The 17,785-nt window shown below is 62.4% G+C and carries 18 protein-coding genes and 1 tRNA gene; 8 read left to right on the top strand and 11 right to left on the bottom strand.

All coding sequences use genetic code 11. From position 1 onward, the window contains the following. Window positions 1-61: 61 nt before the first annotated feature. Genes ROSMUCSMR3_RS01495 through ROSMUCSMR3_RS01485 form a run of 3 tightly spaced genes read left to right on the top strand, consistent with a single transcriptional unit; the run spans window position 62 to window position 5,455 of the window. The gene (locus ROSMUCSMR3_RS01495; protein WP_081506216.1) at window positions 62-2,116 is read left to right on the top strand and encodes an AMP-binding protein; all 2,055 of its coding nucleotides are present in this window, start codon (window positions 62-64) and stop codon (window positions 2,114-2,116) included. Window positions 2,117-2,166: 50 nt separating this feature from the next. After that, window positions 2,167-3,954 (top strand): polyketide synthase, encoded by a 1,788-nt coding sequence (locus ROSMUCSMR3_RS01490; RefSeq protein WP_237183510.1) that lies wholly within the window; start codon window positions 2,167-2,169, stop codon window positions 3,952-3,954. Window positions 3,955-3,958: 4 nt separating this feature from the next. Continuing rightward, entirely contained in the window at window positions 3,959-5,455 is a 1,497-nt protein-coding gene (locus tag ROSMUCSMR3_RS01485) for a class I adenylate-forming enzyme family protein (protein WP_198385565.1), read from the top strand. Here the strand turns inward: ROSMUCSMR3_RS01485 and ROSMUCSMR3_RS01480 are convergent. After that, window positions 5,450-6,229, bottom strand: coding sequence for a class I SAM-dependent methyltransferase (locus ROSMUCSMR3_RS01480; protein ID WP_087148857.1), 780 nt, complete (start codon window positions 6,227-6,229; stop codon window positions 5,450-5,452). The two genes, ROSMUCSMR3_RS01485 and ROSMUCSMR3_RS01480, sit on opposite strands and share 6 nt — an antisense overlap. Window positions 6,230-6,299: 70 nt before the next feature. Here ROSMUCSMR3_RS01480 and ROSMUCSMR3_RS01475 point away from each other — a divergent pair, with 70 nt between their 5' ends. Together ROSMUCSMR3_RS01475 and ROSMUCSMR3_RS21405 are read left to right on the top strand one after the other, a co-directional pair. After that, entirely contained in the window at window positions 6,300-6,587 is a 288-nt protein-coding gene (locus ROSMUCSMR3_RS01475) for an acyl carrier protein (protein WP_081508516.1), read from the top strand. 232 nt (window positions 6,588-6,819) lie between these two features. Further along, window positions 6,820-6,996: a hypothetical protein gene (locus ROSMUCSMR3_RS21405; RefSeq protein WP_008281056.1), complete on the top strand. Its 177-nt coding sequence runs from the start codon at window positions 6,820-6,822 to the stop codon at window positions 6,994-6,996. A 4-nt stretch (window positions 6,997-7,000) separates the two neighbouring features. Here ROSMUCSMR3_RS21405 and ROSMUCSMR3_RS01470 read toward each other — a convergent pair whose 3' ends face one another. The 8 genes from ROSMUCSMR3_RS01470 to ROSMUCSMR3_RS01435 form a co-directional block, all read right to left on the bottom strand. Further along, window positions 7,001-8,074 (bottom strand): 2'-deoxycytidine 5'-triphosphate deaminase, encoded by a 1,074-nt coding sequence (locus ROSMUCSMR3_RS01470; RefSeq protein ID WP_081506212.1) that lies wholly within the window; start codon window positions 8,072-8,074, stop codon window positions 7,001-7,003. Window positions 8,075-8,154: 80 nt separating this feature from the next. Further along, window positions 8,155-8,231: transfer RNA gene (locus ROSMUCSMR3_RS01465), tRNA-Pro, on the bottom strand. Window positions 8,232-8,298: 67 nt separating this feature from the next. Further along, a complete protein-coding gene (locus ROSMUCSMR3_RS01460; protein ID WP_081506211.1) occupies window positions 8,299-9,183 on the bottom strand; it encodes a MerR family transcriptional regulator in 885 nt (294 codons plus the stop codon). A gap of 14 nt (window positions 9,184-9,197) precedes the next feature. Beyond that, window positions 9,198-9,500 (bottom strand): integration host factor subunit alpha, encoded by a 303-nt coding sequence (gene ihfA, locus ROSMUCSMR3_RS01455; protein WP_008281053.1) that lies wholly within the window; start codon window positions 9,498-9,500, stop codon window positions 9,198-9,200. Between the two features lie 111 nt (window positions 9,501-9,611). Continuing rightward, on the bottom strand, window positions 9,612-10,586 hold the full coding sequence (locus ROSMUCSMR3_RS01450; protein ID WP_008281052.1) for a beta-ketoacyl-ACP synthase III: 975 nt from the start codon (window positions 10,584-10,586) through the stop codon (window positions 9,612-9,614). Next, window positions 10,583-11,689: a phosphate acyltransferase PlsX gene (gene plsX / locus ROSMUCSMR3_RS01445; protein ID WP_008281051.1), complete on the bottom strand. Its 1,107-nt coding sequence runs from the start codon at window positions 11,687-11,689 to the stop codon at window positions 10,583-10,585. Before plsX ends, ROSMUCSMR3_RS01450 begins: the two co-directional genes overlap by 4 nt. A gap of 23 nt (window positions 11,690-11,712) precedes the next feature. After that, window positions 11,713-11,919, bottom strand: a complete 207-nt coding sequence (gene rpmF / locus ROSMUCSMR3_RS01440) for a 50S ribosomal protein L32 (RefSeq protein ID WP_008281050.1) — start codon at window positions 11,917-11,919, stop codon at window positions 11,713-11,715. 159 nt (window positions 11,920-12,078) lie between these two features. Next, window positions 12,079-12,642, bottom strand: a complete 564-nt coding sequence (locus ROSMUCSMR3_RS01435) for a YceD family protein (RefSeq protein ID WP_081506210.1) — start codon at window positions 12,640-12,642, stop codon at window positions 12,079-12,081. 88 nt (window positions 12,643-12,730) lie between these two features. Between ROSMUCSMR3_RS01435 and ROSMUCSMR3_RS01430 the strand changes: the two genes are divergently transcribed. The 3 genes from ROSMUCSMR3_RS01430 to ROSMUCSMR3_RS01420 all read left to right on the top strand — a co-directional run bounded on the left by ROSMUCSMR3_RS01430 (window position 12,731) and on the right by ROSMUCSMR3_RS01420 (window position 15,864). Further along, a complete protein-coding gene (locus ROSMUCSMR3_RS01430) occupies window positions 12,731-13,189 on the top strand; it encodes an outer membrane protein assembly factor BamE (RefSeq protein ID WP_081506209.1) in 459 nt (152 codons plus the stop codon). A gap of 78 nt (window positions 13,190-13,267) precedes the next feature. Further along, window positions 13,268-14,005: a GNAT family N-acetyltransferase gene (locus ROSMUCSMR3_RS01425; protein WP_081506208.1), complete on the top strand. Its 738-nt coding sequence runs from the start codon at window positions 13,268-13,270 to the stop codon at window positions 14,003-14,005. Window positions 14,006-14,046: 41 nt separating this feature from the next. Next, the gene (locus ROSMUCSMR3_RS01420; RefSeq protein WP_081506207.1) at window positions 14,047-15,864 is read left to right on the top strand and encodes an ABC-F family ATP-binding cassette domain-containing protein; all 1,818 of its coding nucleotides are present in this window, start codon (window positions 14,047-14,049) and stop codon (window positions 15,862-15,864) included. A gap of 3 nt (window positions 15,865-15,867) precedes the next feature. Here ROSMUCSMR3_RS01420 and ROSMUCSMR3_RS01415 read toward each other — a convergent pair whose 3' ends face one another. Together ROSMUCSMR3_RS01415 and ROSMUCSMR3_RS01410 are read right to left on the bottom strand one after the other, a co-directional pair. Next, window positions 15,868-16,623 (bottom strand): SDR family NAD(P)-dependent oxidoreductase, encoded by a 756-nt coding sequence (locus tag ROSMUCSMR3_RS01415; RefSeq protein WP_008281044.1) that lies wholly within the window; start codon window positions 16,621-16,623, stop codon window positions 15,868-15,870. Window positions 16,624-16,731: 108 nt separating this feature from the next. After that, window positions 16,732-17,784 (bottom strand): AbrB family transcriptional regulator, encoded by a 1,053-nt coding sequence (locus tag ROSMUCSMR3_RS01410; RefSeq protein WP_008281043.1) that lies wholly within the window; start codon window positions 17,782-17,784, stop codon window positions 16,732-16,734. Between the last annotated feature and the right edge of the window lies 1 nt (window position 17,785).

Genomic DNA, 17,785 nt, shown 5'->3' with positions numbered 1-17,785 from the left:
GCCAAACCATGACCGAGGCGCTGACGATACCCCCGCCCTTGATCAGACCTGAGGTTGCGCCATGACGCAATCGCTTTTCGAACACTGCGTGGCGCGTGCTGAAGGTGCCGCAGCGGCACTGCCAAGCCAAACTGTGCCGGGCAGGGTGCTGGCGCATGCAGCGGCACGGCCAGATGCGGCGTGCTATTTCTTTCACAACCCGGCCGGACCACCGGATGTGCTGAGTTTCGAGGATCTGGTTGCACGTGCGTCACATGTTGCGGGGGTCTTGACCGCAGCAGGCTGTAGCCATGGCGCGCGCGTGGCGTTGATCTTTGAGCATGGACCGGGTTTTGTGATCGCCCTGTTCGGGGCCTTCTTTGCGGGCTGTGCTGCGGTGCCGGTCGCGGTGCCGACCAATGAGACGAAAAGAACGCGGGCGGGCGCTATTTTGGCCGAGGCTGACTGTGCGGTTCTGCTGACGTCGCCTGCCATCGCCAAAACACTTGCCGAGGACGGGATCGGCATCGCGGCCTTGCCGCCGATCATTGCGCTCGACACCGTCGACCGTGCCGCATCGGTAATTCCTGACAGGATTGTGCCCGAGGATGTGGCCATCATTCAGTATACATCCGGCTCGACAGGGCATCCGCGGGGGGTAGTGGTGACGCAAGGCGCGCTCTATGCCCAGATGTGTGCGATAGACCTCTGTCTGCGAAGTGAGGGTGAGGAGCGCGTGGTCACATGGCTGCCGCCCGAACATGATATGGGGCTTATGGGCGGGCTGCTCTTCAATCTCTGGCGTGGCGATCCGACTTATGTTCTCGCGCCCGAAAGCTTCATACGGCGTCCCTATCTCTGGCTTGATACAATCAGCAAATGGCGCGGCACGGTTTCGGTTGCACCGAATTTCGCCTTTGACCTCTGCGTGCGCGGTATTCCTTCTGACCGCCTAAAAACCCTTGATCTCTCAAGCTGGCGTGTCGCGTTGAACGGGGCGGAACCTGTCCAGCCCGAAACCCTTGCCCGCTTTGCCGACGTGTTCAAGCCTGTGGGCTTTGATCCTCAGTGCTTTCTGCCGTGTTATGGACTGGCCGAGGCGACGCTCTTGGTGTCGGGTGCTGCACGCGGCGGCGGGGCCACGACCCACTGGTTCGATCCGGAGGCCCTGGAAGCAGGCAGGGTTGTGCCACTGGTGGCAGGAACGGGGCGCTGTCTTGTTTCGTCCGGCCCGGTTCGCACGACCGGCGGGGTCCGGATTGTCGAGCCGGAAACTGGCGTTCCCTGCCGCTCTGACCGCATCGGCGAAATCTGGATTGCAGGGGAAAGCGTAGGCTCTGGGTATCATGACCGACCCGAGGAAAGCGTTTCGACATTCCGGCAGTTCACCGCGACTGGCGACGGACCATATCTGCGCAGCGGGGATTTAGGATTTCTTTGGAACGATGAATTGTATGTGACGGGGCGCATCAAGGACATCGTGCTCTGGCGGGGACGGACCCTGCACGCGGCTGACCTGGAACTTTTGATCACCGGCGCAGATCCAGCCATCCGGCCCGGCCGGATCGCGGCCTATCAGCGGGACGCAGGAAATGTCGATCTGGTTGTTGAGATCGCGCAGGGCCGGCTTGGGGCGGATGGCGGCACCGGTGTGGCCGAACGGATCTGGCGCGACCTCATGGCAGGGTCTGGGGTTGATGTGGCGCGCGTGCGTCTGGCGCGGCCCGGAACATTGATGTGGACCTCAAGTGGCAAGCTCCGGCGCCGCGACACGCACGCAAGGCTGGAGACCGAGAGCGGGCTGCTGGTGCTCGATTGGGAGCCGGGACCGCTCAGAGCGCGCCGCGCACAGATCGAGGCGACCCGGACCCTTGCCGGGGCTATCGCGCAGAAGAGCGTAGGGCCGGGCGCATATCTGCGTTTTCTGACCGATTGGGTTGCCGCAGCGGTCAATTGCGCGCCGCAAGACGTTGATCCCCATCTGCCCTGGGCGGACCAAGGCATGGATTCCTTGATGATCACGGAAATGGTGGTGGATTTGGAACAGGCGGTTGGGCGCGACATTCAGCCCGAACTGCTTTTCGAAATTCCCACCCCGTCTGGCTTGGCGCTTGCGCTCGCGCAAGGTTCGTCATGAGGCCGGACGAACCGATCGCTGTTATTGGTCTTGCGTGCAGGTTCCCCGGAGTGGACGGACCCGAAGAGCTGAACCGGCTGCTCCGCTCGGGGCAGACAGGCATCCGCGACATTCCGCCCGACCGATGGGCCTTGTGGGGACTGTCCGAAGACCTGTCCTCGCGCGAAGGTTTTCCCGTCATGCGGGCCGGTACTCTGGATGATATCGCGTTCTTCGACCGGCGTCCGTTTCGGATCTCGGCGAACGAAGCCCCGCTGATCGACCCGCAGCAACGGCTTGCTCTGGAAACGAGCTGGCACGCGCTTGAGGATGCCGGGTTTTCGCCGGCTTGCCTTGAGGATGCGCCCATCGGCGTCTTCATGGGGGCTGGGTCGTCTGACTATGCGCTCCGGATGGCCCAAGCGGGCATATCCGGTGCTGGAAACCCCCATTGTGCGAATGGCGCGCAGAATGCTGCGATTTCGGGGCGTATCAGCTATTGCTTGGGTCTGACGGGGCCAAGCCTGACTATCGATACTGCCTGTTCCTCGGGGGCCGCCGCCGTCGCGTTGGCGGGGGACAATCTGCGCCTTGGTCATTGTGATGTTGCGCTTGCGGGCGGCGTGAATGCTCTTTTGTCGGTTGAGCCCTTTCGGGCACTTTCCGGGATGAGTGTGTTGTCGGCCAAGGGTGAAACCCGCAGTTTCGACGCGACCGCATCAGGCTTTGTCCGCAGTGAGGGCTGTGGCGTGCTGGTTCTGAAACGGCTGTCATGCGCGTTGGCGGCTGGCGACCGCATCCATGCCGTCTTGCCCGGCTGGGCCATGGGACAGGATGGCCGCAGCAACGGGCTGAGCGCGCCCTCGCGCCGGGCGCAGGCGCGCGTCATTCTGCAAGCGGTGGAGGCGGCCGGACTAACGCCCACCGATATCGGGGCCATCGAGGCACATGGATCTGCCACCGTATTGGGTGACACGATTGAGATATCGGCATTGGCAGACGTCTTTGGTGATCGGGTTGACACAAAGGTTGTCGTGGGATCGGTGAAGGCGACGCTCGGCCATCTAGAGGCTGCGGCTGGGGTGGCCGGTCTGATCAAGGCCATCTTGATGGTCCGCGACGGTTTCATGCCAAGGCAGCCCTGCTTTGCGACGCCGTCGCCACGGATCAACTGGGACGAGGTGCCATTCGAGATTGTGCGGGATCAGAGGGTCTGGCCCGGTCCCCGCCGGGTGATGGGGGTCAATTCCTTTGGCATGAGCGGTCTGAATGCGCATATCCTTGTGTCCAATGCCGACATGTCACTCCATCGGGCGTTGCCTGCCGGTGGTCGTCATCTTTTCCTGCTGTCCGCCGCATCGCCCGACAGTCTGAGAACGCGCATAAGCCAACTGCTGGAGACGCTCCGCGCGCCGGGCGCCGATCTGGGAAAGATCGCCTTGGCGACGCGGCGCCGATGGGTCGGACTGAGCTACCGATCCGGATTTGTCGCGGCATCGCTGGAGGAGGCGCAGGAGGCCCTCACGCGCAGTCTCGCGTCGCCCTCTCCGGGGCCCGTCGCACCGGCGGCAGAGATTGCGCTCAATATCCCCTCAGACCGGGCTGATCTGCATCGGGTGTTGCAGCAGGTCTGGCCCCGCTACGCTCTTGGCTTGTCGCAGGCGGCGGTGCCCGATCCGGGCACCCGTCCCGAGACGATGGAAGACGCGGTCCTTGCCCTGCACCTTGCCGGCGCGACGCTTTGCCTGGATGCGATCAGCCCGTCAGCCGCGGGTGGAGCGGACCTGCCGGGCTATCCTTTTGACCGACAGCGGCACTGGTTCGACGCAGTACGACCGGCCCGAGCACCTAGGGGATGAGACATTGACCTTTTATCAGCGACTTAAGGCAGGCTGGGCCAACGCGGATGCCATTGCTTTTGACGACGGGGTGGTCACGCTTACCTATGGTGAATTGGACGCAGCGACGGGACGCGCGGCCTCGGCGTTGCTTGCCCAAGGTCTTGAACCCGGTAACCGGGTTTGCCTTGCCATGCAGAAATCGCTGGCGCAGATCGTCGTGCTGCTTGGGGCTCTGAGGGCGGGGCTTGTGGTGCTACCGCTGAACCCGGATAGCCCCGCAGAGGTTGTGGCGGACCAGATTTCCCGAACCGGGCCTGTTCTGCTGATCGGGGAGCGCGAGGACGGATGGCGCGCGCGGACGGAGAGCGGACCTGCGGCGGTGTCCCGATGTCTTGACGCTGATCCCGCAAGGCCGCACGATCCCCTCCACGCGACGGAGCACACCGACCCGGACAGATTTTCCGTGGATGACGAGGCCGGTGCCATCATCCTGTTTACCTCTGGCAGCACCGGGAGGCCCAAGGCCGTGATCCACAGTCACGGTGCCTTGTTCGCCAACACGGATGCGCTGAGGATCATCTGGGATCTCGACGCGTCCGATCGCCTGCTGCATGTCTTGCCGACGACGCATGCTCATGGCCTGATCGTTGCCCCCATGCCGATCCTGCTGGCAGGCGGCACCGTGGTTTTGCGACCCCGCTTTGATCCGGGCGATGCTGTCGCGTGGTTGCCTCGGGTCACCTGCTTTATGGGCGTGCCCTTTTACTATGGGCAGTTGCTTCAGCATCCGCAGTTCACGGCGGGCGCGGCCCGACAGCTGAGGCTCGCTATCTGCGGCTCGGCTCCGATCCTTCCAGAGGTCCGGGAACAGGTCGAAGACAGGCTGGGGCTGCCGTTGCTCGAACGTTACGGGATGACAGAGACGCTGATTATGACTGCCAACAGCCCCGCACGAAACCGGGCCGGATCGGTCGGTCTGCCTCTTCCGGGGTGGAGCCTGCGCATTAGGTCCCTTGTGACGCACGAAACCGCGCCTCCGCAAGAGATCGGAGAGGTAGAGGCCCGCGGCCCTCTCGCACTGCCCAGCTATCTCGATGACTGGGCGGAAACGGCGCGTAAAACCGCGCCTGACGACTTTTTTCGTACCGGAGATGTCGGATGGGTCGACACGGACGGCTTTCTGCATATCACGGGGCGTGCCGATGACCTCATCATCTACGCAGGCCTGAACATCCAGCCCTCCGAAGTCGAGGCTGCGCTTGTCGCGATCGACGGGGTCGTTGATGTCTGCGTGTTTGGCGTTCCGCATCCGCACGCAGGCCAGGCTGTCATGGCCGCGGTTGTCTCGGCGGCGGGCACAACCCTGACACCTGCCGCCATCCGCGCGGAATTGATCGGCAAATTGCCCGCAACCAAAATCCCCAAGCGTGTCTATGTCGTGTCGACCTTGCCCCGAAACGCCATGGGCAAGCTTCGGCGCGATCTTCTTCGCAAGGCCTTCGAGCACGGCACCTTATGACCCATCCGGTCTTTCGGCGACGGCAATCACGTATGCTTTGATGGACCGCTCAAGCCCGCGCGCATAGGCGGCCATCGCGTTGCGTTTCAGCATCCTGACAAAGGGTAGGGTGGTGTCTGCGTGAATATCCTCGACTGTCACGGGCATCAGACCTGCGGCTTCGAGAGCCGAGCGGTAGGCCCCGACCGTGGGAAGAACATTCTCGTGGGGCACAAAGCTCGTTGGCTTATCAACAAGGACATCGGTAAGGATCAACCGCCCACCGGGACGCAAGAGCCGACGCGCCTCTTCAAGGAATTGCTGGCGCGTGCGGAAATGCATGGCGGTCTCGATAGCATGAATGCAGTCGAAGGTATCATCCTGAAAGGCGATGCTTTCGGCGCGCATCCGTTGGAAGGAGATGCGCGGGCCTGCGTAAAGACGGCTTGCATGGTCAATCTGCGCGCTGGAATAATTGATCCCGATCACGTCTGCCTGCGGATAGGCGGATGCGATCTGCGCCGTGCAGGCCCCCAGCCCGCACCCCACATCAAGCACGCGGCGTGCCCGCGCGCGGTTGGGATCTTGTGCGATGTGGCGGCGGACCAATTCGCGGGCCGCTTCGCCGGGATGGTCAATCCGCTGCCCATCTGCGTCATGCCAAAAGCCAAAGTTGTAGAGGTCGCTCTCACCATAGAACTGCCGGAACCGTGGATGGAAAATGGCGGTGTCATAGGCTTGCTCTGACAACCGGAGGCTTTCGTTCGCGTCTTGATCTGCTGGGTGTGATTGCATAGCATTAGTTTTTGTTGAATACTGCTGTGCAGGCAATACACAATCGCATTCCAGCTCTGAAAGGTCGATCATGCCCTCTGAAACGCAGCAGCCGGCACGTGCCGACGCGAAGAGCATCGAAACTTGGATGGCAAGTTACATCAGTTCTGTGATCGATGTGGCGCAAGACCCGTTTCCGTTGGATGATCGGTTTGACACTTACGGTTTGGATTCGGTCGAGATCACCATCATGTGCGGCATGATGGAAGAAGAGTTCGAGATCGAAGTGAACCCCGATCAAGTGTTCGACCACCCAAGCGTCACCGCCTTTTCCCAACATCTGGCCAAGCGCTTGGACGAGCGGTCCGTCGCCGCCTGAAGAGGCGTGATGATGGTGCAGTGGGGCGGGCCCTGTGAATGGCAGCAGTCCTTGATTCTGCCGCCGCTGCGGTTGCCTGTCATCCGGACATCAGGTGCTCGGGCGTTGTCGGAGCCTCTGACGGGGGGGTGGGCAAAAATGATACGAAAGTTGCGGATTAATTCTGACTTGCCCTCAAATCGGCACGTTTAGGCATTATGTTGATGCCAGAGGCAGCAAGAGGAGTGGCGCGATGAACGCCAATCAGATGATCAACATGGTGGTGCGGATGATCCTGCAACGGGTGACGCGCAGTGGCATGAATGCGGTAAGCAAACGCATGAGCGGCGGCGATGACGCGGCGGCCCGCAAGACCGTGCAGCGGGGGCGGCAGGCGATGAAGATCGGTCGCAAGATGGGGCGCTTCTGAGGCGTTACGCCTTGAAATGCTTGGACAGTTTCAATCCTTGGCCTTGGTAGTTCGAGGCAATGCCCGCGCCATACAAATGGTCGGGCACCTGATCCATGCGTTCATAGACCAGCCGCCCGACGATCTGGCCATGTTCCAAAACAAAGGGGGCCTCGTGGCAGCGGACCTCAAGCACGCCGCGTGATCCGGTGCCGCCAGCGGCGGCATGGCCAAAGCCTGGATCGAAAAAGCCTGCGTAATGCACCCGGAATTCGCCCACCATGGCCACGTAAGGGGCCATTTCGGCGGCGCATTCGGGCGGGATATGCACGGCTTCTCGACTGACAAGGATATAGAACGCGCCGGGATCAAGGATGATCTGGCCGTTTTCGGAATGCACCTCTTCCCAATAGGCGGCGGGATCGTAGTGGCCGATGCGGTCAAGGTCGATCACGCCGGTATGCGGCTTGGCGCGGTAGCCCACCAGCGTGCCCGAGACAGGACGCAGATCGACGGAAAAGCCAAGCCCGTCGTCGATCATCGCGGTGCCATCCACCAGCGGCGTTTGTGCGTGGAGCGCGCGCAGGGCATCATCCGAAAGCACCGCCTGACCGGCGCGAAAGCGGATTTGATTGAGGCGCATGCCGGGGCGGACCAGAACGGAAAAGGAGCGTGGGCAAATCTCGGCATAGAGAGGGCCAGCATAGCCGGGCGTCACGCGGTCAAATTCCACACCACCATCCGTGATCAAGCGCGTCAGCAGATCGAGTCGCCCGGTCGAAGATTTGGCGTTGGCCACAGCCTGCACGCCCATGGGCAGGGCAAGCGATTCCATCAGCGGCACGACATAGACGCAGCCTTTTTCCAGCACGGCCCCGGCCTTGAGGTCGATGCGGTGCATCTCGAACTCTGCGAGGCGGTCCGTGACCGTACGCCCGGCCCCGGTCAGAAAAGAGGCGCGCACGCGGTAGGCCACCTGACCCAAGCGCAGATCGAGGCTGGCGGGCTGGACCTGTTCGGGCAGGATCGCGGGCGTGCCCGACAGGGTGCCCGTTTCGATCATGGCGCGGATTTGTTGGCTGGAAAGAACCCCGGTCATCTCTGCCCCCCCTCTCGTTGCGCCCCGCGATTTGGTCAGGGTGCCCGAGGGGCCGAGGCGGGCAGGATCGTCGGTAATTATGGTCGGGCTAGCAGGACTTGAACCTGCGACCTTCCGTCCCCCAGACGGACGCGCTACCAGGCTGCGCTATAGCCCGACGATGGGCCGTTCATAGCGATTTTGACCGCAGGGGCAAGAGGTAAATCCCGAAATCGGGCAGGGATTTAGCGGTCTTTTGTGCCAGAGGCTGCATGGGTCCGGAGGGCCGCGACCAGCGGGGCCAGACGTGCGGCCAATTGCGGCGATACCGGGCGGGGCAGGGCGCTGAGGGCCGTGAGCAAACCCGGAGCGGCAGCCACATCATCAGACGGATCGGCGGGCAGATCAGAGGGCGCGCGTGGATGCGGCGCGGTTTGCGTAGGGGGCGCGTCCGGTTCCAAGGGCGGAGTTTCATCCTCTGCGCCCGCTGCGGTGTCGCCCTCGGGTTCGGGTTCCGGCGCCGTGTGAAAAGAGGGGGCTGTTTCGGACAGTTCTGGCGCGGCGGGTGGTGCCTCGTGAGGCGTCTGGTCTTCTATTGGCGGTAAGGCAGGCGCGTCCAAGTCTTCTTTGGGCGCGGGGGCCTTGGTCTGCGGCGAAAGCGGGGCCTCTGCGTCTGCCTCATATGCGCCGTCCTCCAGTGCCTCAGGCTCTACTGCGACCTCAGCCGTGTCCTCTGGGTCAGCGGCGGGGTCATCGGCCCCGTCGGGGCGGGTAAAGGCCAGCACATCGGCGGGGCGGGCGGGAATAGAGGGCACATCAAGCGCAATGCCGCTGAGCGCGCCTTGGGCCTCTTCATCCAAGGGCGGCGACATATCGGACACTTGTTGGATGCCATTCTCGCGCAGGAATTTCTGCGCGCCCTTGATGGTCATGCCTTGATCGTGCAGCAAAACCTTGATGCCCCCAAGCAAGGCCATATCCGCGGGGCGATAGTATCGGCGCCCACCTGCGCGTTTGACCGGCTTGATCTGCGTGAACTTGCTCTCCCAAAAGCGCAGAACATGCGCCGGGACTTCAAGCCAATCCGCGACTTCGCTGATGGTTCGAAAGGCGTCGGCGGCTTTGCCCATGGGCGGCGATATCCTTAGCTTTTGGTGCCGTCGGCGACGCGGTCTTTCATGAGGTGAGAGGGCCTAAAGGTCAGCACACGGCGCGGGTTGATCGGCACTTCTTCGCCAGTCTTGGGGTTGCGGCCCACGCGCGCTGTCTTGTCACGCACCGAGAAGGTGCCGAAAGACGATATTTTAACCTGCTCGCCGCGCACCAGCGCGTCGGACATATGGCCCAGAACGCTTTCGACCAGTTGGGCCGCATCATTGCGCGATAGCCCCACCTCGCGAAAGATGGCCTCGCTCAAATCCATCCGTGTCAATGTCTTGTCAGTCATCACATCCCCGCGATTTTTTTCGGTTACTTTGCGGCGAAGAATTTTACGAGTCAATCTCAACCACTTAGCGGCAGCCGTTCACCCGCGTGTTTTCGCCCATTTTCCGACGTTTTACCAGCGCAGGGCCACCGCACCCCACGCCAGACCGCCGCCAATCGCCTCGGCAAGGAGGAGATCGCCGCGTTTGATCTTGCCCGAGGCCACGCCAACCGAGAGCGCGAGGGGGATGGAGGCGGCGGAGGTGTTGCCATGATCCTGCACGGTGACGATCACGCGTTCCATCGGCAGGCCCAGTTTTTTGGCCGTGCCCTGGATGATGCGGATATTGGCCTGATGCGGGACGATCCAATCCACGTCTGAACCGCTGAGGCCAATTTTTGCCAGGGCTGTTTCGGCGGTTGAGGCCAGTTTTTCCACCGCTTGACGAAAGAGCGGGTTCCCTTGCATGCGCAATTTGCCCGCCTCGCCGGTGGTGGACACGCCGCCATCGACATAGAGCATGTCGCGGTAGCGCCCGTCGGAATTCAGATCGGCAGAGAGGATGCCGCGATCCTCGGATGTACCAGCCCCCTCTTCGAGGCCCAGCACCAAGGCCCCTGCGCCATCGCCGAACAGCACGCAGGTGGAGCGGTCTGTCCAGTCCATGATGCGGCTGAAGGTTTCTGCGCCGATCACCAGCACGCGCTGCGCCTGACCCGACAGGAGGAGGGCGTTGGCGGTGGTGAGCGCGTAGATAAAGCCTGCGCAGACGGCCTGCACGTCAAAGCCGAAGCCGCGGGTCATGCCCAATTCGCTTTGCACCATGGTTGCGACCGAGGGAAAGGTCAGATCCGGGGTAGAGGTGGCCACGACGATACCGTCGATGTCATCGGGCGTGAGGCCCGCATGTTCGAGCGCGGCGCGGGCGGCGCGCACGGCAAGATCCGAGGTGGGTTGATCCTTGGCCGCGAAATGGCGGCGTTCTATGCCAGAGCGCGTGCGAATCCACTCATCCGACGTGTCGAGGGTTGCTTCGAATTCCGCGTTGGGAACGATACGTTCAGGCAGATAATGTCCGATGCCTTGGACGACGGCGCGCAGTGTCATTCAGATTCGGCCTCTGGTTGGGGCTCTGGGTGGGCATCCTGATCGAGCAGGGCGGCGGAGGCAACCCGCGCCGCCAGCCGTTCAGAAAAGCCGGATTGGGCCAGCTCGAACGCCAGCTTGATCGCCGAGGAGACGCCCATGGAATCGGCGGCACCATGCGATTTGACCACGGTGCCGTTCAGCCCGAGGAAGACCCCACCATTGGCGCGGCGCGGGTCGATCCGCTTTTTCAGGCGCGCAAGCGAGGTATAGGCCAGCACCGAGGCCAGCCGCGAGAGAAAGGAATAGGCAAAGGCCTCGCGCAGAAGGTCGGCGATCAGTTTGGCGATGCCTTCGCCGGTCTTCAGAGCGACGTTGCCGGTAAAGCCGTCGGTGACGATCACATCGCATTTGGTGCCGGGCAGGTCGCGGCCTTCGACGAAGCCCACGAAATCGAAATCTGCAATCCGGGCATTGGCGGCGATAAGATCATAGGCCTCTTTCAACTCGGCGCGGCCCTTGTGCTCTTCGGTGCCGACATTGAGCAAGCCAATGCGCGGGCGCTCGAGCCCAAAGCCGTTGCGGGCATAAGACGCACCCATCAGGGCGTATTGCATGAGGTCCTTGGCATCGGCGCGGATATCCGCGCCACCGTCGAGCATGATGTTATGCTTTTGCGGATTTTTCGAGGGCCACATCACGGCAATGGCCGGGCGGTAGATGCCCGGCAGTTTGCGCAGGCGCAGCACAGACATGAGCATGAGCGCGCCGGTATTGCCGCAAGACACACATACGGTTGCCTCGCCCATGCGCACCGATTCGAGCGCGGACCACATAGAGGTGTCACGCCCGTGGCGCACCACATGCGACGGCTTGTCGTTCATAGTGACGACTTCGGGGGCATGCCGGATTTCGCACCGTTCGGCCAAGCCGCGACGCTTGGCTATCAGACGCTCAAGCTCTTCTTTCGGGCCGTGAACGATAAAGCCGATATCGGGGTTTTTGGACGCAGAATAGGCAATGCCGGCAACAACCGTTGCCGGCCCCTGATCCCCGCCCATGGCGTCAATCGAGATGATGGTGCGTCCTGCACCCGCCTTGGAATGGTCCCTGCGAGCGGTCATGCAGCAAATCGCCTATTGCGGGTTCAGGCCGCGTCGTCTTCCAGGTCGATTTCTTCCACCAATGCCACGACCTCACGGTCGGCATAGTGTCCACACGCCGAGCACACGTGATGCGGGCGCTTCAGTTCGCCGCAGTTGGTGCACTCGTTCGGGTTGCCTGCAACCAGCGCGTCATGGGCGCGGCGATTGTTGCGGCGCGATTTCGATACTTTGTTCTGTTGGACGGCCATGTCGCAACCTCAATTCCTGTGGGCCGATCTGGCCCTGTTTCACGGGTGTTCGCGGCTCTTAGTATGTTACGAGCCGCCGGTTCAACCCCAAATTCCGGTGAGAGCGGGAAAATACAGAGATTTAATGCCGGGGCAAGCGATTCTTGGCGTGCGGCGGGATCATTCCGTGTCGGGCTTGCCCAGCTTGTCGCGCAGGCCCGAAAGGGCGGCGAATGGTTTGGTTTCCTCGTCCTGCATCGGGGTCACGCCCTCTTCGGCCACGGTCAGTTGACCAAGTTCGGCCCCATCCTTGCGAGGATAGGGGGGCAGGGCGAGGCTCAGCGCCTCGATCATCACGCGCGCAAGGTCGATTTCCGTGCCCAGCGGTTCGAGTGTGTCATCCTCGGGCATCTCGATCTCGGCGCCCGGATCCGGGGCGTCAAGCCGCGCGTCGGGGGAAAAGCGGCGCATCACCGACTCGTCGATGCGGGTCTGCACAGGTTCAAGCGTGACGACACAGGGCTGCGAGACGGTGGCACCCAGTTCGGCCTGCAAGAGCCAGTCGGCGCGCCCCTCTGCCGTAAGCGTGCCGCGCAGGCTCAGCTTGCGCAGAGCCAGCACCCCAAGATCGCTTGCGATGCGAGCCATCTCTGCGGCGTCGGGGGCGATATCGAAGGTCACGGGACGGCGCGCCGAAAGGTCGGCCACGCGGATCGCTCGGGTGTTTTGCGGGTGTTGTGACATCTTTCCCCTCGCTTCCTTTCTTGAACCATTGCATCACCTTGCTGTAAACGGGATAAAAGCCGAAGCAGGCCGATACAAGAGGGCAGAAATGACAGCGATCCGAAACCGAGTGATCAGCGCCTTGGCGCTGTGCTGTCTGATGGTCGTCACGGGCTGCGCTGCCACCTATCGCAATCACGGTTATGTTCCACCCGAAGAAGATCTGCAAAACCTCGTGGTGGGCGTGGATAGCCGCGCCACTGTGGATGATGTGATCGGGCCGCCATCGCTCTCGGGGGTGCTGGCGGATGGCAATTATTATTATGTGCGCAGCCGGGTGCGGGAATATGGCATGTTCCGCCCACAGGTGGTGGAGCGCCGCGTTCTGGCGATTTCCTTCAATGACAATGACACGATCGCCAATATCGAGGAATTCGGGCTTGAAGATGGTCAGGTTGTCCCGCTTGCGCGGCGCGTGACCGATTCTTCGGTGGTCAGCAACGGCTTCTTGCGTCAGCTCTTGAGCAATATCGGCAATATCAACCCTGTCGAAGGGTTCGGCAACTAGGCCGGGTCATGCCGCTGTCACAGCTTGCGTGCTAGAGCGACCGGGACTAGGGTCGCTCAGCGCAGACGAGGTCGCGGCATGACAGGGCTTGGCAATCAGCGGTATCAGGCACGGATCGGCACCACGCCCGAGGATCGGGTTGCTGCACAACGGTTGCGCGCACGGGCCTTTCTGGGCGAGGCCGATGGGCTGGATTGCGACCGCTTCGATGAAATCTGCACGCATGTTCTGATTGAAGAAACGGGCAGCGGCGCGTTGGTGTGTTGCTTTCGGATGCTGATGCTGAATGGCGGGGCCGAGATTGCGCAGAGCTATTCGGCGCAATTCTATGACTTGTCAGCGCTTGCGGGATTCGAAGGCAAAATGGCCGAGATGGGGCGGTTCTGTATCGCACCGGGGCGGCTTGATCCCGATATCTTGCGGGTGGCATGGGCCGCTATGACGCGGTTTGTCGATGACAATGGCGTTGAGATGCTGTTTGGCTGCTCCTCCTTTCATGGCACCAAGACCGAGACCTATCTGGATGCCTTTGCCATGTTGCGTGAACGGCATCTTGCGCCGCGACGCTGGTGGCCGCAGGTCAAGGCCCCGGCCGTGTTCCGCTTTGCAGAGCGGCTGCGGCGACACAAACCCGACCTGAAGCTGGCGATGCGGCATATGCCGCCCCTCTTGCGCACCTATTTGATGATGGGCGGATGGGTCAGCGATCATGCGGTGATCGACCGGCATCTGAACACCTTGCATGTGTTCACCGGTGTCGAGATCGGGGCCATTCCGGCGACGCGCAAGCGGCTGCTGCGCGCGCTTGCCGGTTGAGGTCCCTTGACGCTGGCGAGGCGGCAGGATAGCCCGCGCCCATGGCACGCGCACCTCTTTTACAGCTCACCGACATTTCGCTTACCTTTGGGGGTGAGCCTGTGTTTCATGACCTCTCGCTAGTGGTGCAACCCGGCGACCGGGTGGCGCTTGTGGGGCGCAACGGGTCGGGAAAATCGACGCTGATGAAGGTGATGGCCGGTCTGGTCGAGCCAGATCGCGGGCTTCGGGTTGTGACGCCGGGGATCAGCGTGGGCTATATGGAACAAGAGCCCGATATGGTCGGGTTCACCACGCTCGGCGACTATGCCGCAAGCCTGTTGGACCCGGCTGAGGCCTACCGCGTTGAGATGGCGGGTGAGGGACTGAAATTTGATCCTGCGCGCCCGGTCAGCACGGCGTCGGGGGGCGAGCGGCGGCGCGCGGCCCTGGCCAAGCTGATGGCCGAGGCCCCGGATCTGATGCTGCTCGACGAGCCGACCAACCATCTTGATATCGAGGCGATTGCCTGGTTGGAAAATGAGCTGCGCGAGACGCGCAAGGGCTTTGTTCTGATCAGCCATGACCGTGCGTTTTTGCGTGAACTGACGCGCGCAACCCTCTGGATTGACAGGGGAATGACGCGGCGACAGGAAAAAGGGTTCGAGAATTTCGAGGCTTGGCGCGACAAGGTTTGGGATGATGAGGATCAGCAGCGCCACAAGCTGGATCGCAAGATCAAGTCCGAGGCGCGGTGGGCGGTCGAAGGCATCAGTGCGCGGCGCAAGCGCAATCAGGGTCGGGTGCGCGCCTTGGCCGAATTGCGCGCCGAGCGTAGCAGCCAGATCCGGCGTCAGGGCACGGCGGCCATGGCGTTTGATTCGGGGCCAACGTCGGGCCGCAAGGTGATCGAGGCCGTCGATATTTCAAAGGCTTACGGTGACAAGCTCATCTTGCAGAAGTTCAGCATCAAGATCCTGCGTGGGGATCGCGTGGCCTTTGTCGGCCCCAATGGGGTGGGCAAGACGACATTGCTCAAGATGCTGCTCAAAGAGATAGAGCCCGACAGCGGTGCCGTGACCCATGGCACAAATCTGGTGCCGGCGGTCTTCGATCAGGCAAGAGCGCAGCTTGACCCCGAGATGACCCTTTGGGAGAGCCTGACGGGGGATGCCGATATGCGCGTCTCTGGGCAGGCGGATCAGGTGCTGGTGCGCGGGCAGCCCCGGCATGTGGTGGCCTATCTCAAGGATTTCCTGTTTGACGAGCGGCAGGCGCGTGCGCCGGTCAAGTCGTTGTCCGGGGGAGAGAAGGCCCGGCTTTTGCTGGCCAAGCTGATGGCGCGCGAAAGCAATCTGTTGGTCTTGGACGAGCCGACCAACGATCTCGACATCGAGACGCTGGACCTCTTGCAAGAGTTGCTGGATGATTTCGACGGCACCGTCCTTTTGGTCAGCCATGACCGTGATTTTCTCGACCGTGTGGCGACCACGACCATCGCGATGGAGGGGGATGGCCGGGCCACCACCTATGCCGGGGGCTGGTCGGATTACCGCGCGCAGCGGGGCGCGGATGCCGCCATGGAAGCTGATAAAAAGGCAAATAAAACAGACACCAAGTCACCGGAGTTGAAGCAATCCAAGGCCGCTGTCACGCGGCTCAGCTTTACGGAAAAGCACCGATTGGAGGAGCTGCCGGCCGTGATGGCACGGCTTGCCGCCGAGATTGGCAAGCTCGAAGAGCTGCTTTCGGATGCCGCGCTTTTTACCCGTGAGCCGGTCAAGTTCAAGAAAGCCACCGAGGCGCTGACCGCCCGTCAGAGCGCCCTGGCCGAGGCGGAAGAGGAATGGCTGGCCTTGGCGGAGCGCGCAGAGGGCTGAGCGTTACTGCATCCGCAGCGCGCCATCGAGGCGGATCACCTCGCCGTTGAGATAGCCGCAGTCGATGATGAAGGCGGCAAGCCGGGCATATTCTGCCGGATCGCCCAAGCGTTTGGGAAATGTCACCTCAGCCGCCAAACTGTCCTGCACCTCTTGTGGCAATCCGCGCAGCATCGGCGTCGCAAAGGTGCCGGGGGCAATCGCCATAACACGGATGCCTTCGCGCGCCAGATCGCGCGCCATGGGCAGCGAGAGGCCAACAATTCCCCCCTTGGAGGCGGCATAGGCGGCCTGGCCCTTTTGCCCGTCAAAGGCGGCGATGGAGGCGGTGTTGATGATCACGCCGCGCGCGCCGTCTGCGTCGGGCGTGTTCAGCGCCATTTGCGCCGCGGCCAGCCGTGCCACGTTGAACGAGCCCACAAGGTTGATGTCGAGCGTGCGACGAAAGAGATCGAGCGGGTGGGGGCCGTCGCGGCCCAGCACCTTGGCGCCGGTGGCGATGCCTGCGCAATTGATTGCGGCGGTGATCCGTCCCATGGCGGATGTGGCTGCTGCGATGGCGGCGGCGACTGATGCCTCATTTGTCACATCGGTTTCGACGAAATATGCGCCAATGTCGGCGGCGATGGCCGCGCCACGCTCTGCATCGCGGTCGAGCAGCGTCACCTGAGCGCCCATGGTGCGGAAATGCCGCGCGGTCGCCTCGCCCAACCCCGAGGCCCCACCGGTGATGATCGCGGCTGTATCCTCTATGCGCATGGTGCCCTCGTTTGTTTTAAATGAACATATGTTCAAATACTGCGTGCGACCTGTCCTGTCAAAGACTGTCTTGGGCCTCTTCTTGGTACAAATACTCGACTCCGTCGCTTACCCTTTGCGCTGTCGCAGGCGGGTGATGACCCCCAGCGTCAGCACGGTCAGCACGATGCGGTAGATATGGTGGATCGTCACGAAGGCCGGATTTGCCTGAAGGCTGAGCGCCACCAGCGCCATTTCGGTGACACCGCCGGGGGCAAGCGTGATGAGGAGCACATCAACCGCCTCGCCTGTCATCTCGTGCAGCGTAACGGCCAGCACCACACCCAAGGCCAACATGGACCCGACCGCCGCCAAGGCCAGCGCCGTTCCGCGCAGCAAGAGGCCACGGCTGAGCCCGGTAAAGCGCATGCCCAGCGCTGTTCCAAGCACGATTTGTGCCATATTTACAAGCCATTGGGGGATGTCAAAGCTGAGCCAGCCGCTAAGTGACAGGGCTGCGGCAAGGGCCATCGGCCCGGTCATCTGCCCCGCTGGCAGGCGCAGCAGATGGCCTAGCCCCAATCCCCCCAGCCCCGCCAGCACGATCAACGGCAGGTCGGACCAGGGCACATCCGGGCGGGCCATGGTCATGCCCGCCGAGCTGCCCACAGGGGCCCCAAGCCAGAGCGAGAGGCCAAGGGGCAGGGCCGTCACCACCACGATGATGCGCAGGAATTGCTGCATCATCAGGCGGGTCACGTCGGCACCTGCTGCCTCGCCCATTTCGATGCTTTCATAAAGCCCGCCGGGAGTGCTGGCGTAAAAGGCGGTGGTGGGGTCATAGCCGCCGAGATGCCGAAAGATCGTATAGCCCATGGTATGGGCCAGAACGACGAAAAGTGTGACAGCACCGAAGGTTAGCGCGTAGTGATGGGCCTCGGTGAATAGGGCGGGTGTGACTTGGGCCCCGATCATCAGGCCGATGATGGCGATGAACATCAGGCGCAGTTTTTGGGGAAAGCGGTAGCCAGAGGGCAAGCGTTCGGGCAGGGCGGTGGCGATCAGGGCAGAGATCGCCAACGGACCCAACAGGAAGGGCAGAGGCAGGCCAATGGCTTGGCCCACAAAGCCCGAAAGAGCAGAGCAGGTCAGCAGGAGGAGGGTGGTTGCGTGGATCGGCATG

Source organism: Roseovarius mucosus (genome assembly GCF_002080415.1).
Lineage (GTDB): Bacteria > Pseudomonadota > Alphaproteobacteria > Rhodobacterales > Rhodobacteraceae > Roseovarius > Roseovarius mucosus_A.
Note: the sequence above shows the minus strand (reverse complement) of the source record. Positions and strands in the feature narration are given on the sequence as shown.

Bases quoted from the DNA above. Each gene is read 5' to 3' on its own strand.
- ROSMUCSMR3_RS01430 (WP_081506209.1), top strand. From the start codon at position 12,731: ATGACAGCGATCCGAAACCGAGTGATCAGCGCCTTGGCGCTGTGCTGT.
- ROSMUCSMR3_RS01470 (WP_081506212.1), bottom strand. From the start codon at position 8,074: ATGACCGGGGTTCTTTCCAGCCAACAAATCCGCGCCATGATCGAAACG.
- ROSMUCSMR3_RS01425 (WP_081506208.1), top strand. From the start codon at position 13,268: ATGACAGGGCTTGGCAATCAGCGGTATCAGGCACGGATCGGCACCACG.
- ROSMUCSMR3_RS01450 (WP_008281052.1), bottom strand. From the start codon at position 10,586: ATGACACTGCGCGCCGTCGTCCAAGGCATCGGACATTATCTGCCTGAA.
- ROSMUCSMR3_RS01415 (WP_008281044.1), bottom strand. From the start codon at position 16,623: ATGCGCATAGAGGATACAGCCGCGATCATCACCGGTGGGGCCTCGGGG.
- rpmF (WP_008281050.1), bottom strand. From the start codon at position 11,919: ATGGCCGTCCAACAGAACAAAGTATCGAAATCGCGCCGCAACAATCGC.
- ihfA (WP_008281053.1), bottom strand. From the start codon at position 9,500: ATGACTGACAAGACATTGACACGGATGGATTTGAGCGAGGCCATCTTT.
- plsX (WP_008281051.1), bottom strand. From the start codon at position 11,689: ATGACCGCTCGCAGGGACCATTCCAAGGCGGGTGCAGGACGCACCATC.
- ROSMUCSMR3_RS01410 (WP_008281043.1), bottom strand. From the start codon at position 17,784: ATGCCGATCCACGCAACCACCCTCCTCCTGCTGACCTGCTCTGCTCTT.
- ROSMUCSMR3_RS21405 (WP_008281056.1), top strand. From the start codon at position 6,820: ATGAACGCCAATCAGATGATCAACATGGTGGTGCGGATGATCCTGCAA.
- ROSMUCSMR3_RS01480 (WP_087148857.1), bottom strand. From the start codon at position 6,229: ATGCAATCACACCCAGCAGATCAAGACGCGAACGAAAGCCTCCGGTTG.
- ROSMUCSMR3_RS01435 (WP_081506210.1), bottom strand. From the start codon at position 12,642: ATGTCACAACACCCGCAAAACACCCGAGCGATCCGCGTGGCCGACCTT.
- ROSMUCSMR3_RS01420 (WP_081506207.1), top strand. From the start codon at position 14,047: ATGGCACGCGCACCTCTTTTACAGCTCACCGACATTTCGCTTACCTTT.
- ROSMUCSMR3_RS01460 (WP_081506211.1), bottom strand. From the start codon at position 9,183: ATGGGCAAAGCCGCCGACGCCTTTCGAACCATCAGCGAAGTCGCGGAT.
- ROSMUCSMR3_RS01495 (WP_081506216.1), top strand. From the start codon at position 62: ATGACGCAATCGCTTTTCGAACACTGCGTGGCGCGTGCTGAAGGTGCC.
- ROSMUCSMR3_RS01475 (WP_081508516.1), top strand. From the start codon at position 6,300: ATGCCCTCTGAAACGCAGCAGCCGGCACGTGCCGACGCGAAGAGCATC.